At 44.0% G+C, this 14,770-nt stretch carries 15 protein-coding genes; 6 read left to right on the top strand and 9 right to left on the bottom strand.

The features are described 5' to 3' along the window. Positions 1–19 precede the first annotated feature (19 nt). Positions 20–1,003, bottom strand: coding sequence for a sulfurtransferase (locus ACYJZR_RS09635; RefSeq protein WP_005462348.1), 984 nt, complete (start codon positions 1,001–1,003; stop codon positions 20–22). Positions 1,004–1,305: 302 nt separating this feature from the next. Between ACYJZR_RS09635 and ACYJZR_RS09630 the strand changes: the two genes are divergently transcribed. Both ACYJZR_RS09630 and ACYJZR_RS09625 read left to right on the top strand, forming a co-directional pair. Continuing rightward, on the top strand, positions 1,306–3,108 hold the full coding sequence (locus tag ACYJZR_RS09630; RefSeq protein WP_461715820.1) for a sensor histidine kinase: 1,803 nt from the start codon (positions 1,306–1,308) through the stop codon (positions 3,106–3,108). Further along, the gene (locus ACYJZR_RS09625) at positions 3,098–3,694 is read left to right on the top strand and encodes a response regulator transcription factor (RefSeq protein WP_406964895.1); all 597 of its coding nucleotides are present in this window, start codon (positions 3,098–3,100) and stop codon (positions 3,692–3,694) included. The genes ACYJZR_RS09630 and ACYJZR_RS09625 overlap by 11 nt, the downstream gene beginning before the upstream one ends. A gap of 59 nt (positions 3,695–3,753) precedes the next feature. On the opposite strand, the gene ACYJZR_RS09620 is transcribed toward ACYJZR_RS09625, so the two are convergent. After that, a complete protein-coding gene (locus tag ACYJZR_RS09620; protein ID WP_005462359.1) occupies positions 3,754–4,200 on the bottom strand; it encodes an META domain-containing protein in 447 nt (148 codons plus the stop codon). Between the two features lie 189 nt (positions 4,201–4,389). Between ACYJZR_RS09620 and ACYJZR_RS09615 the strand changes: the two genes are divergently transcribed. After that, positions 4,390–4,638 (top strand): DUF1289 domain-containing protein, encoded by a 249-nt coding sequence (locus ACYJZR_RS09615; protein WP_020840419.1) that lies wholly within the window; start codon positions 4,390–4,392, stop codon positions 4,636–4,638. A gap of 132 nt (positions 4,639–4,770) precedes the next feature. Here the strand turns inward: ACYJZR_RS09615 and ACYJZR_RS09610 are convergent, their stop codons facing one another. Both ACYJZR_RS09610 and ushA read right to left on the bottom strand, forming a co-directional pair. Next, positions 4,771–4,992, bottom strand: a complete 222-nt coding sequence (locus tag ACYJZR_RS09610; protein ID WP_005462330.1) for a hypothetical protein — start codon at positions 4,990–4,992, stop codon at positions 4,771–4,773. Positions 4,993–5,373: 381 nt separating this feature from the next. After that, positions 5,374–7,068 carry a bifunctional UDP-sugar hydrolase/5'-nucleotidase UshA gene (gene ushA / locus ACYJZR_RS09605; RefSeq protein ID WP_406964898.1) on the bottom strand — a complete coding sequence of 565 codons (1,695 nt, stop codon included), beginning with the start codon at positions 7,066–7,068 and terminating at the stop codon, positions 5,374–5,376. Positions 7,069–7,417: 349 nt separating this feature from the next. On the opposite strand from ushA, the gene ACYJZR_RS09600 reads away from it, so the two are divergent. Continuing rightward, on the top strand, positions 7,418–8,125 hold the full coding sequence (locus ACYJZR_RS09600; RefSeq protein WP_406964900.1) for a GNAT family N-acetyltransferase: 708 nt from the start codon (positions 7,418–7,420) through the stop codon (positions 8,123–8,125). Positions 8,126–8,136: 11 nt separating this feature from the next. Continuing rightward, positions 8,137–8,652: a GNAT family N-acetyltransferase gene (locus ACYJZR_RS09595; protein ID WP_025499856.1), complete on the top strand. Its 516-nt coding sequence runs from the start codon at positions 8,137–8,139 to the stop codon at positions 8,650–8,652. A 140-nt stretch (positions 8,653–8,792) separates the two neighbouring features. Here the strand turns inward: ACYJZR_RS09595 and rplY are convergent, their stop codons facing one another. The 5 genes from rplY to ACYJZR_RS09570 form a co-directional block, all read right to left on the bottom strand. Further along, entirely contained in the window at positions 8,793–9,071 is a 279-nt protein-coding gene (gene rplY / locus ACYJZR_RS09590) for a 50S ribosomal protein L25 (RefSeq protein WP_005378066.1), read from the bottom strand. A 284-nt stretch (positions 9,072–9,355) separates the two neighbouring features. Then, complete coding sequence (locus ACYJZR_RS09585; RefSeq protein ID WP_021484787.1) at positions 9,356–10,705, bottom strand: ATP-binding protein; 1,350 nt, start codon at positions 10,703–10,705, stop codon at positions 9,356–9,358. Continuing rightward, the gene (locus tag ACYJZR_RS09580) at positions 10,695–11,354 is read right to left on the bottom strand and encodes a response regulator transcription factor (protein WP_005478918.1); all 660 of its coding nucleotides are present in this window, start codon (positions 11,352–11,354) and stop codon (positions 10,695–10,697) included. Before ACYJZR_RS09580 ends, ACYJZR_RS09585 begins: the two co-directional genes overlap by 11 nt. An 18-nt stretch (positions 11,355–11,372) precedes the next feature. Further along, a complete protein-coding gene (locus ACYJZR_RS09575; RefSeq protein WP_005495629.1) occupies positions 11,373–11,798 on the bottom strand; it encodes a PepSY domain-containing protein in 426 nt (141 codons plus the stop codon). Between the two features lie 132 nt (positions 11,799–11,930). Next, positions 11,931–13,682 (bottom strand): DEAD/DEAH box helicase, encoded by a 1,752-nt coding sequence (locus ACYJZR_RS09570; RefSeq protein ID WP_140271753.1) that lies wholly within the window; start codon positions 13,680–13,682, stop codon positions 11,931–11,933. A gap of 121 nt (positions 13,683–13,803) precedes the next feature. On the opposite strand from ACYJZR_RS09570, the gene rsuA reads away from it, so the two are divergent. Beyond that, positions 13,804–14,505, top strand: a complete 702-nt coding sequence (rsuA, locus tag ACYJZR_RS09565) for a 16S rRNA pseudouridine(516) synthase RsuA (RefSeq protein WP_020840423.1) — start codon at positions 13,804–13,806, stop codon at positions 14,503–14,505. Positions 14,506–14,770 lie beyond the last annotated feature (265 nt).

Genomic DNA, 14,770 nt, shown 5'->3' with positions numbered 1-14,770 from the left:
ACTGCGGTTTCCGTGTTGATTAGCTCTTGCCGTTGATAACGTTCACTTCAGGATTCTTTTGCTCGTAGTGAGCATGGCTGTACTCGATCCATGAGCCGTCGTAGTTGTAGACGCCTTCTGCACCTAATACTTCAGTAAGAATCATGGTGGTGTGGGCAGAGCGAACACCAGACTGGCAGTAAGCGATAACTTTCTTACCTTTGATGATGTCGCCGTAAAGGGCTTGCAGTTCTTCTGCTGATTTCAGCGTCGTGTCTTCGTTTAACGCTTTGGTCCAATTAATGTGAACACTGCTTGGGATAGTGCCCGGACCGTATGCGCCAGAAACTGCAACTTCACCGTTGAACTCGTCGTTGCCGCGAGTATCTAGGATCACCCAATCAGGGTTGTTTTGCGCTGCGATAACCATGTCTAGCGTTGCTAGGGCATTGTTCTCTTGTTGTGTGTTAGGTGCGTTGTATTCAACCGCTGCAACGCTTTGGTTTGCAGAGCCAGTTGGGTAGCCAGCGCCCATCCAAGCGTTCAAGCCCCCGTCAAGGTAACGAACATCTTGATGGCCAAGGTTATGGATTTGCCAGTAAAGACGCGCAGCATCGTGGTGTGAGCCCGCAGCGTAGACGACGATTGTGCTGTCTGTTGTTGCGCCGAAGCTGCCTAGGATTGTCTCCATTTCTTCTGTGCTATTACTCATACCACCGAAGTCGTAGGCGTCTTCAGTCGCTGAGTAATCGTTACGCCACATAGTGTAAGAACCAGAAATAGGACTATCTGGTTTGATAGGGTTTAGCGCACCGATCACAACCACGTCTTTGTCACCATCCATCAGCGATTTCAGTTGTTGTGCAGAAATGAAGTGTTCTGGGTGAGCGTATTGTGTGAACTTCTGCTCTTGAGCAGCAGCATCCACTATTACAGCCTCAGCTGAGAACATCGTATTGTAAGCTGAGTAGCCAACCGCTGCGACAGCGGCCAACACACCCAACGCAATTGTCGATTTTTTCATGAGTTGCTTCCGTATTTTAATTTAAAGTTTTGCTGCCGAATCCTTGATGCTTCGACAGATAGAATGCTTTTGAAGGGGGAGTACAGGCATGAATGTTTCTTAATCATTTTTGGTGTTCATGGCTTAAAATAAGCGGAAATGCGCTCTACCCCTTTGTGGGTAAGGCATTCTGAGGAAATCAATAGTTAGGCGGTATTGTGGTTTCCCACAATAATGATGTGGGATTGATCTAAAGCAACAAAGTTAGAGAGGGGAACGGTGCTAAAATGCGAAACCAATACGCTGTCGTTGTGCTTTATTAAGTGACTAAAAATTATTTTCAAAAACTCCTTTATTTTATCGTATTTGTTTGTTTTACCTGTATTTCTCAAGTCAAAGCAGAACATCAGTCTGATAGGACAACATTTGACGTAGGTGTGCTGGCATTGAGAGGGCATTCTCACGCTAAAGAATCTTGGCAACCCACAATGACATGGTTGGAAGAACAAAACCCCAGCTATGAATTCAACTTACATACTTACGATTTTGACCAACTAGAAGAAGCCTTTTTGCACGGTTGGTTGGATTTCATATTAACGAGCCCAGGACAGGCAACTAAGCTCGCTCGTGAGTACCCTATTAACTGGCTAGCGACGCAGAAAACGGCTTACAGTAATGTGCCGAACAAGTCGATAGCATCAGTCGTTGTTGTGCGTGAAGAATCGCCTTTTAAAACACTGAGAGACATCAATGAAGCCAGTATCGCCGCTGTATCAGAAAAGGCGTTTGGTGGTTTTCTTGCTCTACGTTATGAGCTCGACAAACTTGGGTATTTCAACTCATCGTTCTTTGAAACAATCCATTTTACTGGCCCACCGACCGATCAGTTGATTCTCGATGTGATCGACGACCAAATTGATGTTGCAATTGTTCCTGCTTGTACGCTGGAAAACATGGCGGCCGAAGGCAAGATAGAGCTGCATAATTTGAGAGTGCTCAACGAAAGAAGGCCTGCTGATTCGGTTTGCGCAGTTAGTACTCCTCTGTACCCAAATTGGACCATGGCCATGACGGAGCGTGCTCCGGTAGATGTTGGGCAAAAGGTCGCACAAACCCTGTTTGCAATGCCTGCAGAGCATCCAGCCGCTATTGCTGCCAACAATGTGGGTTGGACGCTACCTGCGCCTAGCGTTAACGTAGATAAAGTCTACAAGCATTTGGACTTACATCCCTTACAGAAACCTTGGGCGCAAAAAGTTCAAGAGTGGCTACATAAAAACCAAGCAGTCGCTATCGCAGCGCTGCTAACATTGGTGTTACTGACTATCTATCACTTTTGGCTAGAGTGGACGTTCAAACGTAGTAGAGAAAAGTTGAAAGCTACCCTTAATGATTTACGTCGTAAGAGTAGCATGTTGGAACACGCTCAACGGATTACGATTGTGGGGGAATTAGGCAGCAGTATCGCACATGAAATTAATCAACCATTGGCTGCGATTAAAAACTACAGTCAAGGTGCAAAGATGCGGATGGAGCAAGGCACTACACCCGAGGAAATGTTGCCGATAATAGAGAAAATTCAACAACAAGTGACGTCTGCGAGTGACATAGTGCAGCGTTTACGTAGTTTGATTCACCGGACGCCAATCGAGAAAAGCTGGGTTGACTTACCTGCCGTCATCAATGATGCAATGAAGTTGGTGGATTATGAGTTCCAACGTCACAATATCCAACTAGGTGTGATGTATTCTGGCGAGGTACAAAACGTTTATGCGGATGTGACCGGATTGCAACAGGTGATCATTAATGTGCTTAATAACGCCAAAGATGCCTGTCTTGCTCATTCGACTTCGCAAAAAGAGTTGTTTGTTGATCTCCATATCAGCTTTTGTGATGACGTTGTCATCATTGATGTCATGGATAACGGGGTCGGGATCGAAGAGCAAAATACCCCTCTTGATCAGCCTTTTTATACCACGAAGGAAAATGGCCTAGGGCTAGGGCTTGCTATTTGTCGCGATGTAATTGAAGCGCACCAAGGTTCCATCAATTTTAGGTCAATTGACCCATCTGGGTGCCAAGTGACTATCGTTTTACCATATCAGGAAGCTCAGAATGAGTCGTAATCTTTGCCCACTTTATATCGTTGACGATGAAGTGCCTGTTTTAGAATCAATGGCCTTTATGTTAGAAAGTTATGGTTATAGCGTCGATGTCTATTCAAACGGGCAAGATTTCTTACAGAGTGTGAATCTGCATCAAGCTGGATGTGTATTGTTGGATAGCCGAATGCCAGAAATGCGTGGGCAGGAGCTTCACCTGCTAATGCGTAATCAATGCAGTCCAATCAGCGTTATATATCTGACTGGGCATGGTGATATTCCAATGGCAGTCGAGGCCTTAAAAGAAGGCGCGTTGGACTTTTTTCAAAAGCCTGTGGACGGTAGTGCTTTAGTGGCGGCAATCGATAATGCTATGGAATGTTCATTAAAAAACCAAGAAAAACAAAGTGCAAAACTAACTCTTCAAAGCCTTACTAGAAGAGAAAAAGAAGTACTGATTCTGGTGGTTAAAGGGATGAAAAATCAGGATATGGCGAACCAACTGTGTGTTTCGCTTCGCACTATAGAAGTTCATCGCTCCAATGTAATGAAGAAGTTGGAAGTAGAAAGTTTAGCTGCATTGATTCATAAAGTAGGGCACGTAATTTAGGTATAAAAAAAGCAGCCAGTTGGCTGCTTTTAAAAATGATTTTGTTTACTGACTTGGGATTAATTTACCCAGTCACGTAGAGTAAACGTCAATTCATGATCGGCATTTTTCAGAACAAGACCATCTTTAGTTAGAGTGATGTCACTCCAGTTAGATAGTGTTTGTGTCATTGCATTTTCGATCTTCATTTGCTCTTCCATACACATCTTCATGGTCATGCCCATTTTTTCGATGCGTAGTTGGTTGTTTTTCAGCTCAGCTTGACCGAAGAAGTTGTTACAACCCGCATTGCCGTTTGCTGTTAGGTTTTCACCGATTTCTAGGCGAGCCGCTTTTTGGTTTTCGTCTAGAACGATATTTTTACCATCAACTTGAACAAGTTCCCAGTTGTGGTGCTGTAAATCTTGAGCCGTAATTTCTTTCACATCATCACCGTTGCTAGCACAAGCAGTCATAAGAACAGGGAGAGAGATTGCTGTAACTAACGTTTTTAGGCTAAGCTTCATTTTATAGACTCCGTTTTTAGAAACGCGGTAAGTATAAGTAATAAAACACTGTTTTTGTCAGCATACGGTTATGGTTTCGTATGTTTTTGACATAACGAAGTGTATAACAGATTTTGTCGGTGAGTAATCTTCTCGTTTAGTTATTTAAACTAGGCAAACACGCCCTAGCATGGAAAGAGCGTTTATAGTATGGAGCAACTGGAATTTTTCACTGTCCCAAGCCCTTGTGTTGGAGTATGTACCTCCGATGAAAAAGGGTATTGCAAGGGGTGTATGAGAAAAAGAGAGGAACGGTTTAATTGGCTGAACTTAACCCCCGCTCAGCAGTTGCACGTTATTAAGTTGTGTCGTCAAAGATACAGAAGAAAGATGTTGGCAGGGAAGACGAAGCCAGAACAGCTTCAAGATAATTCATCACCTCAACAAGATTTGTTTTAGAAGCATTTCTAATTAAGGTGCGGACACGCCATCGTTCTTGTTTCTGCTTTTTACATATTCCCGGCCCGGCAAGGTATCCTTTAAGAACCGGGAATCTCCTATCCATTTTTCCCTATAAATCGGTAATTGGCGTTATTTCATCGACCAACGGTCGCTAACCCAGCCTCCCGCTTGTTCGTCAAAGTGATTTCCTGCAAATCGATGGTTGAGCTCAACCTCTAATTTGCTTGTTGGAAGCTCATCCATTAACTGGTGAATGTACCTTGCCATAGGGTCGGTACATGCTTCACGTTCTCGGCGGATGACCACTTCTTTGATCATTTGGAGTCTGTAGCTATTGCTGGCTCGTTTCATTTTTGACCTCCAGAACTCGATGGCAGCAGTTTGAACACATTGACGTCCAGATCGCTGCTCATTGGCGTGCGCGTGGAGGCACATCACCATCGTTTGAAGTCCAAAGACAAATTGTTTGAGAGCAGTGTTTGTAACGCCATTCACATCTTTCTCAGAATCATTGACTATGCGAATAAAAATGTCTCGCGAAATTTAGCCGATGAGCCTGCATATTTGAAAGACCTTATCAAACATAGAAGCCCAGCACAGGGGCGTCAATAACACAAATGAACAATTTTTGAACAGATTGTGAAGGTGGAGAATTATCAGCAATTTATCGAAAATAAAAAACGGAGCCACTTGGGCTCCGGTAATCTTAGAGTTACTCTGACATGCCTTTAACTATTCAGCTGCGATTTCACAACCAAGTGGGCTGTCTGAGTTAGTGTAGACAATTTCGCCTTGAGGTTCGTAATTGCTTACTTGTACTGTATCGAGAGCGTCTAGATAGCTGTACATTACTTCTGCATCAACGTTACCAGTGTTAATTACGCTAAGCGCTGGGTAACCATCACCGCCAGCTGCGTTGAAGCTTGGTACGGTAAATTTGTAAGTTGCTGTTGCGTCGAAATCTTTGCCGTTGATCTTACTGATTTCAACTTGCTTAGCTGTACAGTCTACGGTCATATTTAGACCTGCTAGTTGTGCATACGCACCTGAGCCACGTTGCATCGTAGCGACTACGTTCAAGTAATCGATGACTTCAGCACCAGTCATGGTAGCTACTGTTACAGTATTACCAAATGGCTGCACCGTTAGTACGTGGCGGTAAGCAATCGGACCCGCTTCAATTGATGCACGAACACCTCCTGAGTTCATTACAGCAAAATCTGCTTTTTGATTTTCCTGATGAGCAGTTGCGATCAGACGACCTAAGTTGGTTTGTTGATAGCGAACCACAGCACGGTCACCTTCCAATTTACCATCAGAATTTGCAATTACCTTATCTAGCTCACCTTGTCCTTTGCTTTGAAAATATTCAAGACGTTCTTGAAGATCAAGGTCTGGTTTGATTTCAGTACCAATGAACTCTAGCTCACCTACTTCGTTTTTACGTTTTAAGTTTACTGGAACTAGCTCATAACCAGAAAGGTGAAGTTTACCGTCATAGTATTCGAAGTCAGCTTTACCAACGTACTTACCCCATTCGTGTGCTTGCATAATGTAAGTACCGTTTTGTTGGTCTGGTTTACAGTCATCACCTGGCTCGAAGTCTGCATATCCTGAACCATCAGGTTCCATACAAACTGGGTTTTGCGAGTGACCACCAAAGATAGCTGCAAGTTGTCCTTCTTCGACAGCTTTAGCCATTGCTACATCACCAGGGGCATTTGAACCGTGCTGACCATTTTCATAGTGACCCATATGCGTCGTAGCGAAAATAAAATCGACAGGGTCATCTTTGTAGGTTTCTTTGATTTCTGCAATAACCTTCGGCATTTCTTCCGTAGGCTTGGTAAATGTCAAGTCGGAGATAAACTCAGGGTTACCGATTTTTGCCGTATCTTCTGTTGTCATACCAACAACAGCTACACGGAGGTCGCCGATTTCAAAGATTTTGTAAGGTTGGAAGTAGCGATCTCCGTTTTTATCATAAATGTTGGCAGCAAGCATTGGGAAGTTTGCCCAGGCACGTTGCTTTTCAAGAACGCTAAGAGGATTATCAAACTCGTGGTTACCAACCGCCATTGCATCATAACCAATATCACTCATGCCTAAGAAATCTGGCTCAGCATCTTGTAGGTCAGACTCTGGAACACCTGTGTTGATATCACCACCAGAGAGTAGTAGAGATGAGCCTCCATTTGCTGCGACTTCTTGGCGCATTTGATCAATTAGTGTTTTACGTGCTGCCATACCGTACTCGCCGTCTTCGTTATGCCAGAAACGACCGTGGTTGTCATTGGTATGTAAAATTGTGAACTTAATGCAAGAATCAGCAGTGTCACAAGTCACTGGAGAGTTGTCGCTGTCTGAGCCACATCCTACTAGCGCAGCGCCAACTGAAAGTACCAAAAGGGATTTGGAAAACTTCATAAGGGATCCTTTCTTTGTGATTTTGTTATTGTTACGGCGTGAAATATACGGAATTAATGTGAAAGTTTAGTGATCTATCTCTTATTTATACTTCTATCGAAGATACGAATTAATAAGCATGCAAACTACGTCTATAAATAAACAGAATTGGTATTTAGCATTTATTTTATGTGGCTTAAGCTATTTTTTGTGAGGCAGTTAATTGAATGCGTGTTGTTTATGTGAATCAATACGCATTTTGGTGAGGTATGACGCTAAGTTTGGTTATTATTTTGCCAAATTCATGTTTTTCTAAGTTCCTACGAAACAAATAGTTATAATTTTCTACTGCAAAGGTAGAGAGGTAGGGATGCTTATAAAATCATCTGCGAAAACAGCAGAAATCGATTGCTCTTGGCGCAATCAGTTTGAACTCAGTCAAAAACCGTACAACGGTTATTACTATGACTCCCAATTTTGGAAAAGGTTTTCCGAACACACCGCTGTTTATTTATTCCAATCTGATGCGTTTACTCTTTTATCCTGTCCGGAAAATCTCTGGCATAAAATTAAACATTTTCAGCCGAGTGAGCTAGAGAGAAAATTAAATAACCTGCAATTATTCTGCGAATATGACGACGTCGACTATCATTTCTTTAATGATAATACCTTCAATAAAGATGCTGATGTTTTCACTTTGTATATTGAATCTGACAATGAGTTGCTTGACGAATTTTTACTTAGTAATAGCGCAGAAGATATTGAGAAAGCCGATTTCGAGCTCGATAGCCACTTCTTCTATGGCATTTTAGAAGAGGGTAAATTGGTTGCGGCATTGGCGTCATATTGCTACGAAGGAAAGGAGCCATTTGAGTCGTTATCGTTACTGGTTAGCCCTAAAGCGAGAGAAAAAGGGTACGGTAAGCGCTTGCTTTCACACTTAGTGGCGGAGGTTAAAACGCGAGATCGTAAAGTGAGATACCGAGTAAATATCGAAAATACACCTTCGATTAAGTTGTGCGAATCTTTCAGATTTGAAGCTTATAACCGATTGCGCGTATTTACTCAGGATGAATAGAAAGGAAAGTAATGGGATACACAGTAAGGAATGCTGTCAGAGAAGAAGCAGCTCAAATTGCTAAAATACATGTCGATTCGTGGCAGGTGGCGTACAAAGGGTTAATGCCACAAAGCTATATAGAGCAGTTTACCATTGAGCGCCGAGAAAGGATGTGGACACGAGTTATGACGGAGCAACTGGCTCAATTGATCGTGGTTGAGAAACAAGGGGAAATCGTCGGGTTTTTAAGTTACGAGTTGCCTAACCACACCAGTGAAGATAAAACGGCGTTGGTAACGTGTTGCTATGTCTCGCCGTTACATTATGGGCAAGGGGCAGGAAGTGCACTGTTAGATGAGCTCGAAACACGTCTACTCTCCACGCCAGTTATGCAGATTAGTCTGAAAGCACTGAACACCAATAATCAAGGGCTGAACTTTTACAAGAAGTGTGGTTTTGTGCGTACCGGGGAAGAAGAATCCGAAGTCATTGATAGCATGACGCTGACTGACCTCACTTTAATGAAGTACATTGCCCGTTCGTAAATCAAATGCCATATATAGTAAAACCCCGGAGGTGGTAAGACTCCGGGGTTTTGAAATTTTTTAGATGTCTCGGTTGGTAAATCCGATTATCTTTTATGCAAAAGGTCTGGATTTAATCCGATTAATTCCTTGGTAGGGAATTAGATACGGATGAAGTCCATGTGTTCAACTTTTGGCTTGAACGCGTGACGTTGAACGTCTTGTGGCTTAACTTTAACTTCTTTGCCATCGATAACTAGAACGATGCCTTCGTAGAATTCAGGCTTGTCCATTTGGTTTACGATGTCGTCGTGGTTAAGAACGATAGCTACTGCTGCTTCTTCACCGCCGTATACAACTGCAGGGAATTTGCCAGCGTGACGTAGGCGGCGGCTCGCACCTTTACCTAGTTCAGTACGTACTACTGCTTCGAATTTCATAGTATTTACTCTCAAATTAGTAAAAATCAAATGTTCACAATCAACAATGCGACCTTGTTGTTCGTGGTAAAGCTTGAAACAGGAACTGCTCAAGCGAGCGCGGATACTATCATTCCACTTAGAATTGGGCAACCCAAATCGTATCTAAATCAATAAAAACACATCATTTGGCGGATCCGAAGTTGATGGTTTTCATCACTTAGCGTGAAAAATGCTCGTATCGCTTCTATTTTCATCGGTTTGAGTAGCGTTTACCGATGAAAAAGAGTCTTTCGTGATTTGTTTTAAGTACGGCTACGGTGCAACGTTAATGTGGCTTTTAAACCACCCATTTTGCTCTTTTCTAAAGCCAGTTGGCCTCGATAGCTGTGCGCCATTTCACTCACAATATTTAAACCGAGCCCAGAACCTGGCGTTGTTTCGTCTAATCTGACACCACGTTTGATGACTTGGCCTAATTGCGCTTGAGGGATTCCAGGCCCATCGTCTTCGATAATCAGGTGGATACTATCCTTATCCTGAGTAGAGTGGACGCGAATCATGCTATTTGCCCATTTATAGCCATTTTCAAGCAAGTTACCGATCATTTCATCGAGGTCGGTTTTTTCGACTGCAACATTCAACTCAGAATCAAGCTCATTAACTAAGGTGATGTCTCGCTCGGCATAGACTTTATCGAACGCCATTGAGATAGCATCCACTCGCTCTGCTGGATTGGCTTTGACAGAAAGGATGTTCATGGAACCCGCCATTCGAGCGCGACCTAAATGATAGTCGATGTGATCTTGAATCTGGTTGAGTGGGGCGTTTAAGCGTGCTTGCGTTTTGGGCTCTAGCGTTTGCACTTCATTTTTTAACACAGATAGCGGCGTTTTGAGTGCATGTGACAAATTACCCGCGTGGTTACGCGCACGCTCCAGTAACTCCTGATAATGGAAAAGAAGAGCATTGAGGTCAGAAATAAGCGGCGAAATTTCTTTCGGATAAGTTTCTTCTAAACTCTTTTTATTTCCAGCTTTGAGCTCTGCCAGCTCTTTTTGCAGTTTAGTTAGTGGACTCAATGACCAAACGATTTGCAAGAGAATGACAGTCAGAACGCCAGCAAACAACAATCCTAGAATTAGCCAGAGTTGACCAATAAGGGTTTGCAGTGTGCTTTTTATTGGCTCTTCGTCGATACCTACGATGATATGAATTGGACCATCGTAGTCGGGTAGATATAGCGCTTTTTCCAGAGTAATCAGTTTTTCGTCTCTTGCACCATAAGCATCTTTATCGAGTCCTTTATACTCGATTCTTTTATCCCACAACGAGCGAGAGCGTTCGAGGCTTGAGTCTGTCGATGCACTCCAATATAAGCCGCTGTACGGGCGACTAAAGCGAGGATCCGACAGCTGAGCTGCTAACGAAAGATGGCCTGTATGATCGACTTCCAATTGAGCGGCGATTTCATCCATAAAGATGCTCAGCTGGGAGCGCGTGTCGTCCACCATATAGTTATAAACTTGGGTAGGAATGGTGACACCCGCAGCAAGGATCATGGCGGTGAGCCATACAACCGCCGCCAACACCAATCGGCTTTTGATACTTAATCGCTTTAAGGCATGCAGCGGCAGTTTGTTCTTATTCGGCATTCAGTTGATACCCTAAGCCACGCACGGTTTTGATGATTTTTGGGGCGATTTTCTTACGAATACGACCGATAAATACTTCAATCGTGTTGGAGTCACGATCAAAGTCTTGCTTGTAAATGTGCTCCACAAGCTCCGTGCGTGAAATGACTTTTTCAGGATTATGCATAAAGTAAGCGACTACTTTATATTCCAGCGCTGTTAGGCTCACTGCTTGGCCTTGCCACATCACTTTTGAGGTTCTGGTATCTAGGCTTAAATCGCCTATTTGCATGACCGGAGAAGCGTTACCAGATGCTCTGCGCAGTTGGGCGCGAAGACGAGCGATAAGCTCAACCATTTCAAACGGTTTAGTCAGGTAATCATCTGCGCCAGCGTTTAGGCCTTCTACTCGTTGAGTTAAGGTGTCACGCGCACTTAGGATCACGACCGGAGTGTTGATGTTTTCATCTCGAATGCCTTTTAAAACGGTCAAGCCATCGAGTTTCGGTAGACCAAGGTCGAGTACAATCGCGTCCCATTCTTCGGATGTCGCTCGGTAGAGCGCGTCAATGCCATCTTGTGATAGCTCAGGTACCCAACCGTTATTTTCCAACGTTTCGATAATTTGCTCGCCTAGACGAGGATCATCTTCGACAACAAGTATTTTCATGGCAGCGTTTCTTATTATTTAGTTTTGTGGTGGTTTTAAAGCTTTATTGAAGTTTCGACCTTTGACTTCCAACATTTCCAATGTGGCAGCGTCATATTCGACCTTCAACACACTATTGTTGAAGAGTATTTTCAGTTCGTAAACCCATTCATTGTCATCTTCTTCAAGCTCGACTTTGATGATGCGACCATAAAGGTCATTTTCGACGGCCGCGTAAAGCTCAGAGAAGGGACGAATGTAGCCTTTTTGTACGGCGCGGTAGACCTCATCCTGGTCTTCATCAAATTCGATACGTGTGCCGGGCTTTTCGACATCTTGCACGATGGCGTGGCCATTTTGCGTGGTGTAAATATCATTTTGCTGCGCGAAGCTTGGTGCAGAAAGCAGCATCGGGGCGAGGCTGAAAAACAACGCAAGATTTTGAGAAGTCACTGGTTTATACATAGCAAAACCTTTTCTGAAGAGTTGGCAAAATTATATCTAGCTGTACATGAACAGAAAGTGAATCATCGTGTGAACTGTCGGTTCAGTCACATTCACTTTGCTCTTGGCAAACTCATTGGTGCGAATCGAGCGTTATTTAAGTTCATCTCCAAAAATCTTGTCGCGCAACTTCCAAAAGCGCCCAGACTTTCTGGCAATGACAAACTGCGGTAAACGGAAACGGTGTTGATTAGCGACGACTCGTGTAGGCGATGCTTCTTCAAACGGGCGATGTTTATCGGCAAGGTGAGGGCGCACAAACTGGTCTTTAAAAGTTTGCTTCTGTTTCTTGGTGTTTAATGACCAAAACTCATGAACTAACGCATGACCTTCGCCTTGGTATGGTTCCCCCGAATACGTGACTTTGAGCTGTGATTTGCCGTCATTTGATTTGAACACGGACAAGTCCATTTCTGTGCACTCGAAGATCAGTGCGTCTTTCAAATTCAGTGCTTCTTTCAGTTTCTTATCTGGGTCGACCAATGTTGCATCACATTCATGGCATATACGAGCGGCAATATCATTATCTGCGCCACATTCGCCGCAATATTTGGCACGAAAACGGTAGCCACAATGTTCGCGTTCGCCCGTGTCTTCATCTTCAAAGTAACCTTGGCATCGTCGGCCAAAGTGTTCGAGTAAAAAGCCATTGCTGTCCAATTTACCCCAGAAATTGTTGTTAAATCCGCAAGCGGGGCAAGGAATAGTAATGATCTCGCTAGTGGAGTCGGGTTTTGGATCTCCCACTTCTGGCTGATACAAATCGTAGCTGTTACCCGCGTAATCGAGTACCAGACATTCATTTTTACCTTCCGATAAACGCAAACCTCGTCCAACAATTTGTTGATATAAGCTGACCGACTCCGTGGGGCGCAAGATGGCAATCAAATCTACATGAGGCGCGTCAAATCCGGTGGTTAACACAGAGACATTCACCAAGTATTTGATTTCGCGATTTTTGAAAGCTTGAATGATCGCATCGCGCTCTGGTGTTGGAGTATCACCAATGACGATGGCGGTTTCGCCTTCTGGCAGCAGGCCGTGAATTTCTTGAGCATGTCGAACTGTTGCAGCAAAGATCATCACGCCTTTACGCTCTCTCGCGTATTGAATGATTTGCTCTACGATCTGAGGAGTGGCGCGTTTGGCTTTGTCGATAACCATGTCCATTTCCGCTTCTTTGTAGCGTCCGGTATTAGCGGGTTTCAGCTGCGAGAAGTCGTAAGACAAAACGGGCGCATCCATCATGCGTGCGGGGGTGAGGAAGTTTTCGTCAAGCAAGTAACGGATCGGCAGTTCGAAAATACAGTCGCGGAAAAAGCGCGACTCTTCGGTGCGTACTTGACCTCGGGTGTGGTATTGATAAATCCATCCCATTCCTAAACGATAGGGTGTTGCCGTTAAGCCCAAAACTTTGATGCCAGGGTTGAGCTCTCGAAGGTGCGTAATCACTTTTTGATAGCTGCTGTTTTTATCGTCTGGCACACGGTGACATTCATCGATAACCAGAAGTGAGAACTGGTTTTTGAATGAGTCTAAATTGCGCACTACCGATTGCACCGAGGCAAACACCACTTGTTGGTCGGTTTCCTTTCTTCCTAATCCTGCCGAAAATATGGCGCCTTTCAAACCGTAGCCTTCATATTTCGCGTGGTTTTGTTCCACCAGCTCTTTTACGTGGGCCAAAACCAACACACGCCCTTTGGCAAGGCGTGCTAGTTCTGCAATAACTAAGCTTTTCCCAGCACCAGTTGGTAGTACGATCACTGCGGGGGTGGAATGTTTGCGAAAGTAATGAATAACGGCTTTAACAGAGTCAGCTTGATATGGGCGAAGTGTGTACATGAAAATATGTGAAATTGCTCAACTATTCGAACTAGGAAGGCTATAATACCTGACTTTTATACCCAAGTGACCTTTGAACCGTAATTCGGAGATCACTTGGGTATAATTCAATGAGGTATTCATGCGTTTAGATAAGTATTTGTGTGATGCTCTGGGTGCGACTCGCAAGCAGGCAACAAAGATCATCAAAAGTGGCGAAGTGCTCGTCGATGGCGAAGTACAAAAAAGTGGTTCATTCAAAGTGCCAGAAGGTGGTGTTGTGGAATGGGATGGCCGAGAAGTCGGTGCGCCTGGGCCTCGTTACATCATGTTGTACAAACCAGCGGATTTTGTTTGTTCACACGAAGATGGTTACAACCCTACGGCCTTTGTATTGCTTGATGAACCTAAAGTCGAAAACCTTCACTTCGCTGGCCGTTTAGATGTGGACACGACGGGTTTGGTGTTGATTACAGATGATGGCCAATGGTCTCACCGTATTACATCACCGAAACACAAATGCGAAAAAACATACCGCGTGTGGCTAGCGGATGCGATTCAACCTGATTACGTTGAAAAGTTTGCGCAAGGTATTGAGTTGAGAAACGAACGCGAAGCGACGTTACCAGCGCACCTTGAGATCGTGAATGAAGCAGAAAACGAAGTACTGCTTACTATCGTTGAAGGTAAGTACCACCAAGTGAAACGCATGTTTGCTGCACTTGGTAACAAAGTAGAACTACTTCATCGTGAGCGAATCGGCGATATCGTGTTGGATGACACTCTAGAACCGGGTGATTACCGTTATCTGACTCAAGAAGAAGTGGATTCTGTGTGGAATTAATCGTCGCTATCGGAAATTCTTTAGTTCCTAGCAGGAACTAGTCTTTTGGTAGGAATTGGCTCAAAATGACGATTCCTACCAAAATGTTTTCGTGCCTAGACAATTTCGGTATGCATGCTTAACCTCAGTGATATGCCGCGGTGTTTTATCACAGGCTCACGCATACTTTTCTCGCGAAACATCCGTTCGTAGTGAATCAATCATGCTGTCATCTTTGGTTTATTGCGCGCAATTATCGGGTGAACATGCATCGTTATCATGCGCT

Source organism: Vibrio sp. RC2502 (assembly GCF_054850435.1).
The sequence above is the reverse complement of the archived record's forward strand: the minus strand, read 5'-3'. Positions and strand labels throughout refer to the sequence as shown.

What these genes read in the sequence shown, in the direction of transcription:
- ACYJZR_RS09570 (WP_140271753.1), bottom strand. Translation starts at nt 13,682, where the DNA reads ATGTACACACTTCGCCCATATCAAGCTGACTCTGTTAAAGCCGTTATT.
- ACYJZR_RS09635 (WP_005462348.1), bottom strand. Translation starts at nt 1,003, where the DNA reads ATGAAAAAATCGACAATTGCGTTGGGTGTGTTGGCCGCTGTCGCAGCG.
- ACYJZR_RS09610 (WP_005462330.1), bottom strand. Translation starts at nt 4,992, where the DNA reads ATGAAACGAGCCAGCAATAGCTACAGACTCCAAATGATCAAAGAAGTG.
- ACYJZR_RS09600 (WP_406964900.1), top strand. Translation starts at nt 7,418, where the DNA reads ATGCTTATAAAATCATCTGCGAAAACAGCAGAAATCGATTGCTCTTGG.
- ACYJZR_RS09615 (WP_020840419.1), top strand. Translation starts at nt 4,390, where the DNA reads ATGGAGCAACTGGAATTTTTCACTGTCCCAAGCCCTTGTGTTGGAGTA.
- ushA (WP_406964898.1), bottom strand. Translation starts at nt 7,068, where the DNA reads ATGAAGTTTTCCAAATCCCTTTTGGTACTTTCAGTTGGCGCTGCGCTA.
- ACYJZR_RS09575 (WP_005495629.1), bottom strand. Translation starts at nt 11,798, where the DNA reads ATGTATAAACCAGTGACTTCTCAAAATCTTGCGTTGTTTTTCAGCCTC.
- ACYJZR_RS09580 (WP_005478918.1), bottom strand. Translation starts at nt 11,354, where the DNA reads ATGAAAATACTTGTTGTCGAAGATGATCCTCGTCTAGGCGAGCAAATT.
- ACYJZR_RS09585 (WP_021484787.1), bottom strand. Translation starts at nt 10,705, where the DNA reads ATGCCGAATAAGAACAAACTGCCGCTGCATGCCTTAAAGCGATTAAGT.
- rsuA (WP_020840423.1), top strand. Translation starts at nt 13,804, where the DNA reads ATGCGTTTAGATAAGTATTTGTGTGATGCTCTGGGTGCGACTCGCAAG.
- ACYJZR_RS09595 (WP_025499856.1), top strand. Translation starts at nt 8,137, where the DNA reads ATGGGATACACAGTAAGGAATGCTGTCAGAGAAGAAGCAGCTCAAATT.
- rplY (WP_005378066.1), bottom strand. Translation starts at nt 9,071, where the DNA reads ATGAAATTCGAAGCAGTAGTACGTACTGAACTAGGTAAAGGTGCGAGC.
- ACYJZR_RS09625 (WP_406964895.1), top strand. Translation starts at nt 3,098, where the DNA reads ATGAGTCGTAATCTTTGCCCACTTTATATCGTTGACGATGAAGTGCCT.
- ACYJZR_RS09620 (WP_005462359.1), bottom strand. Translation starts at nt 4,200, where the DNA reads ATGAAGCTTAGCCTAAAAACGTTAGTTACAGCAATCTCTCTCCCTGTT.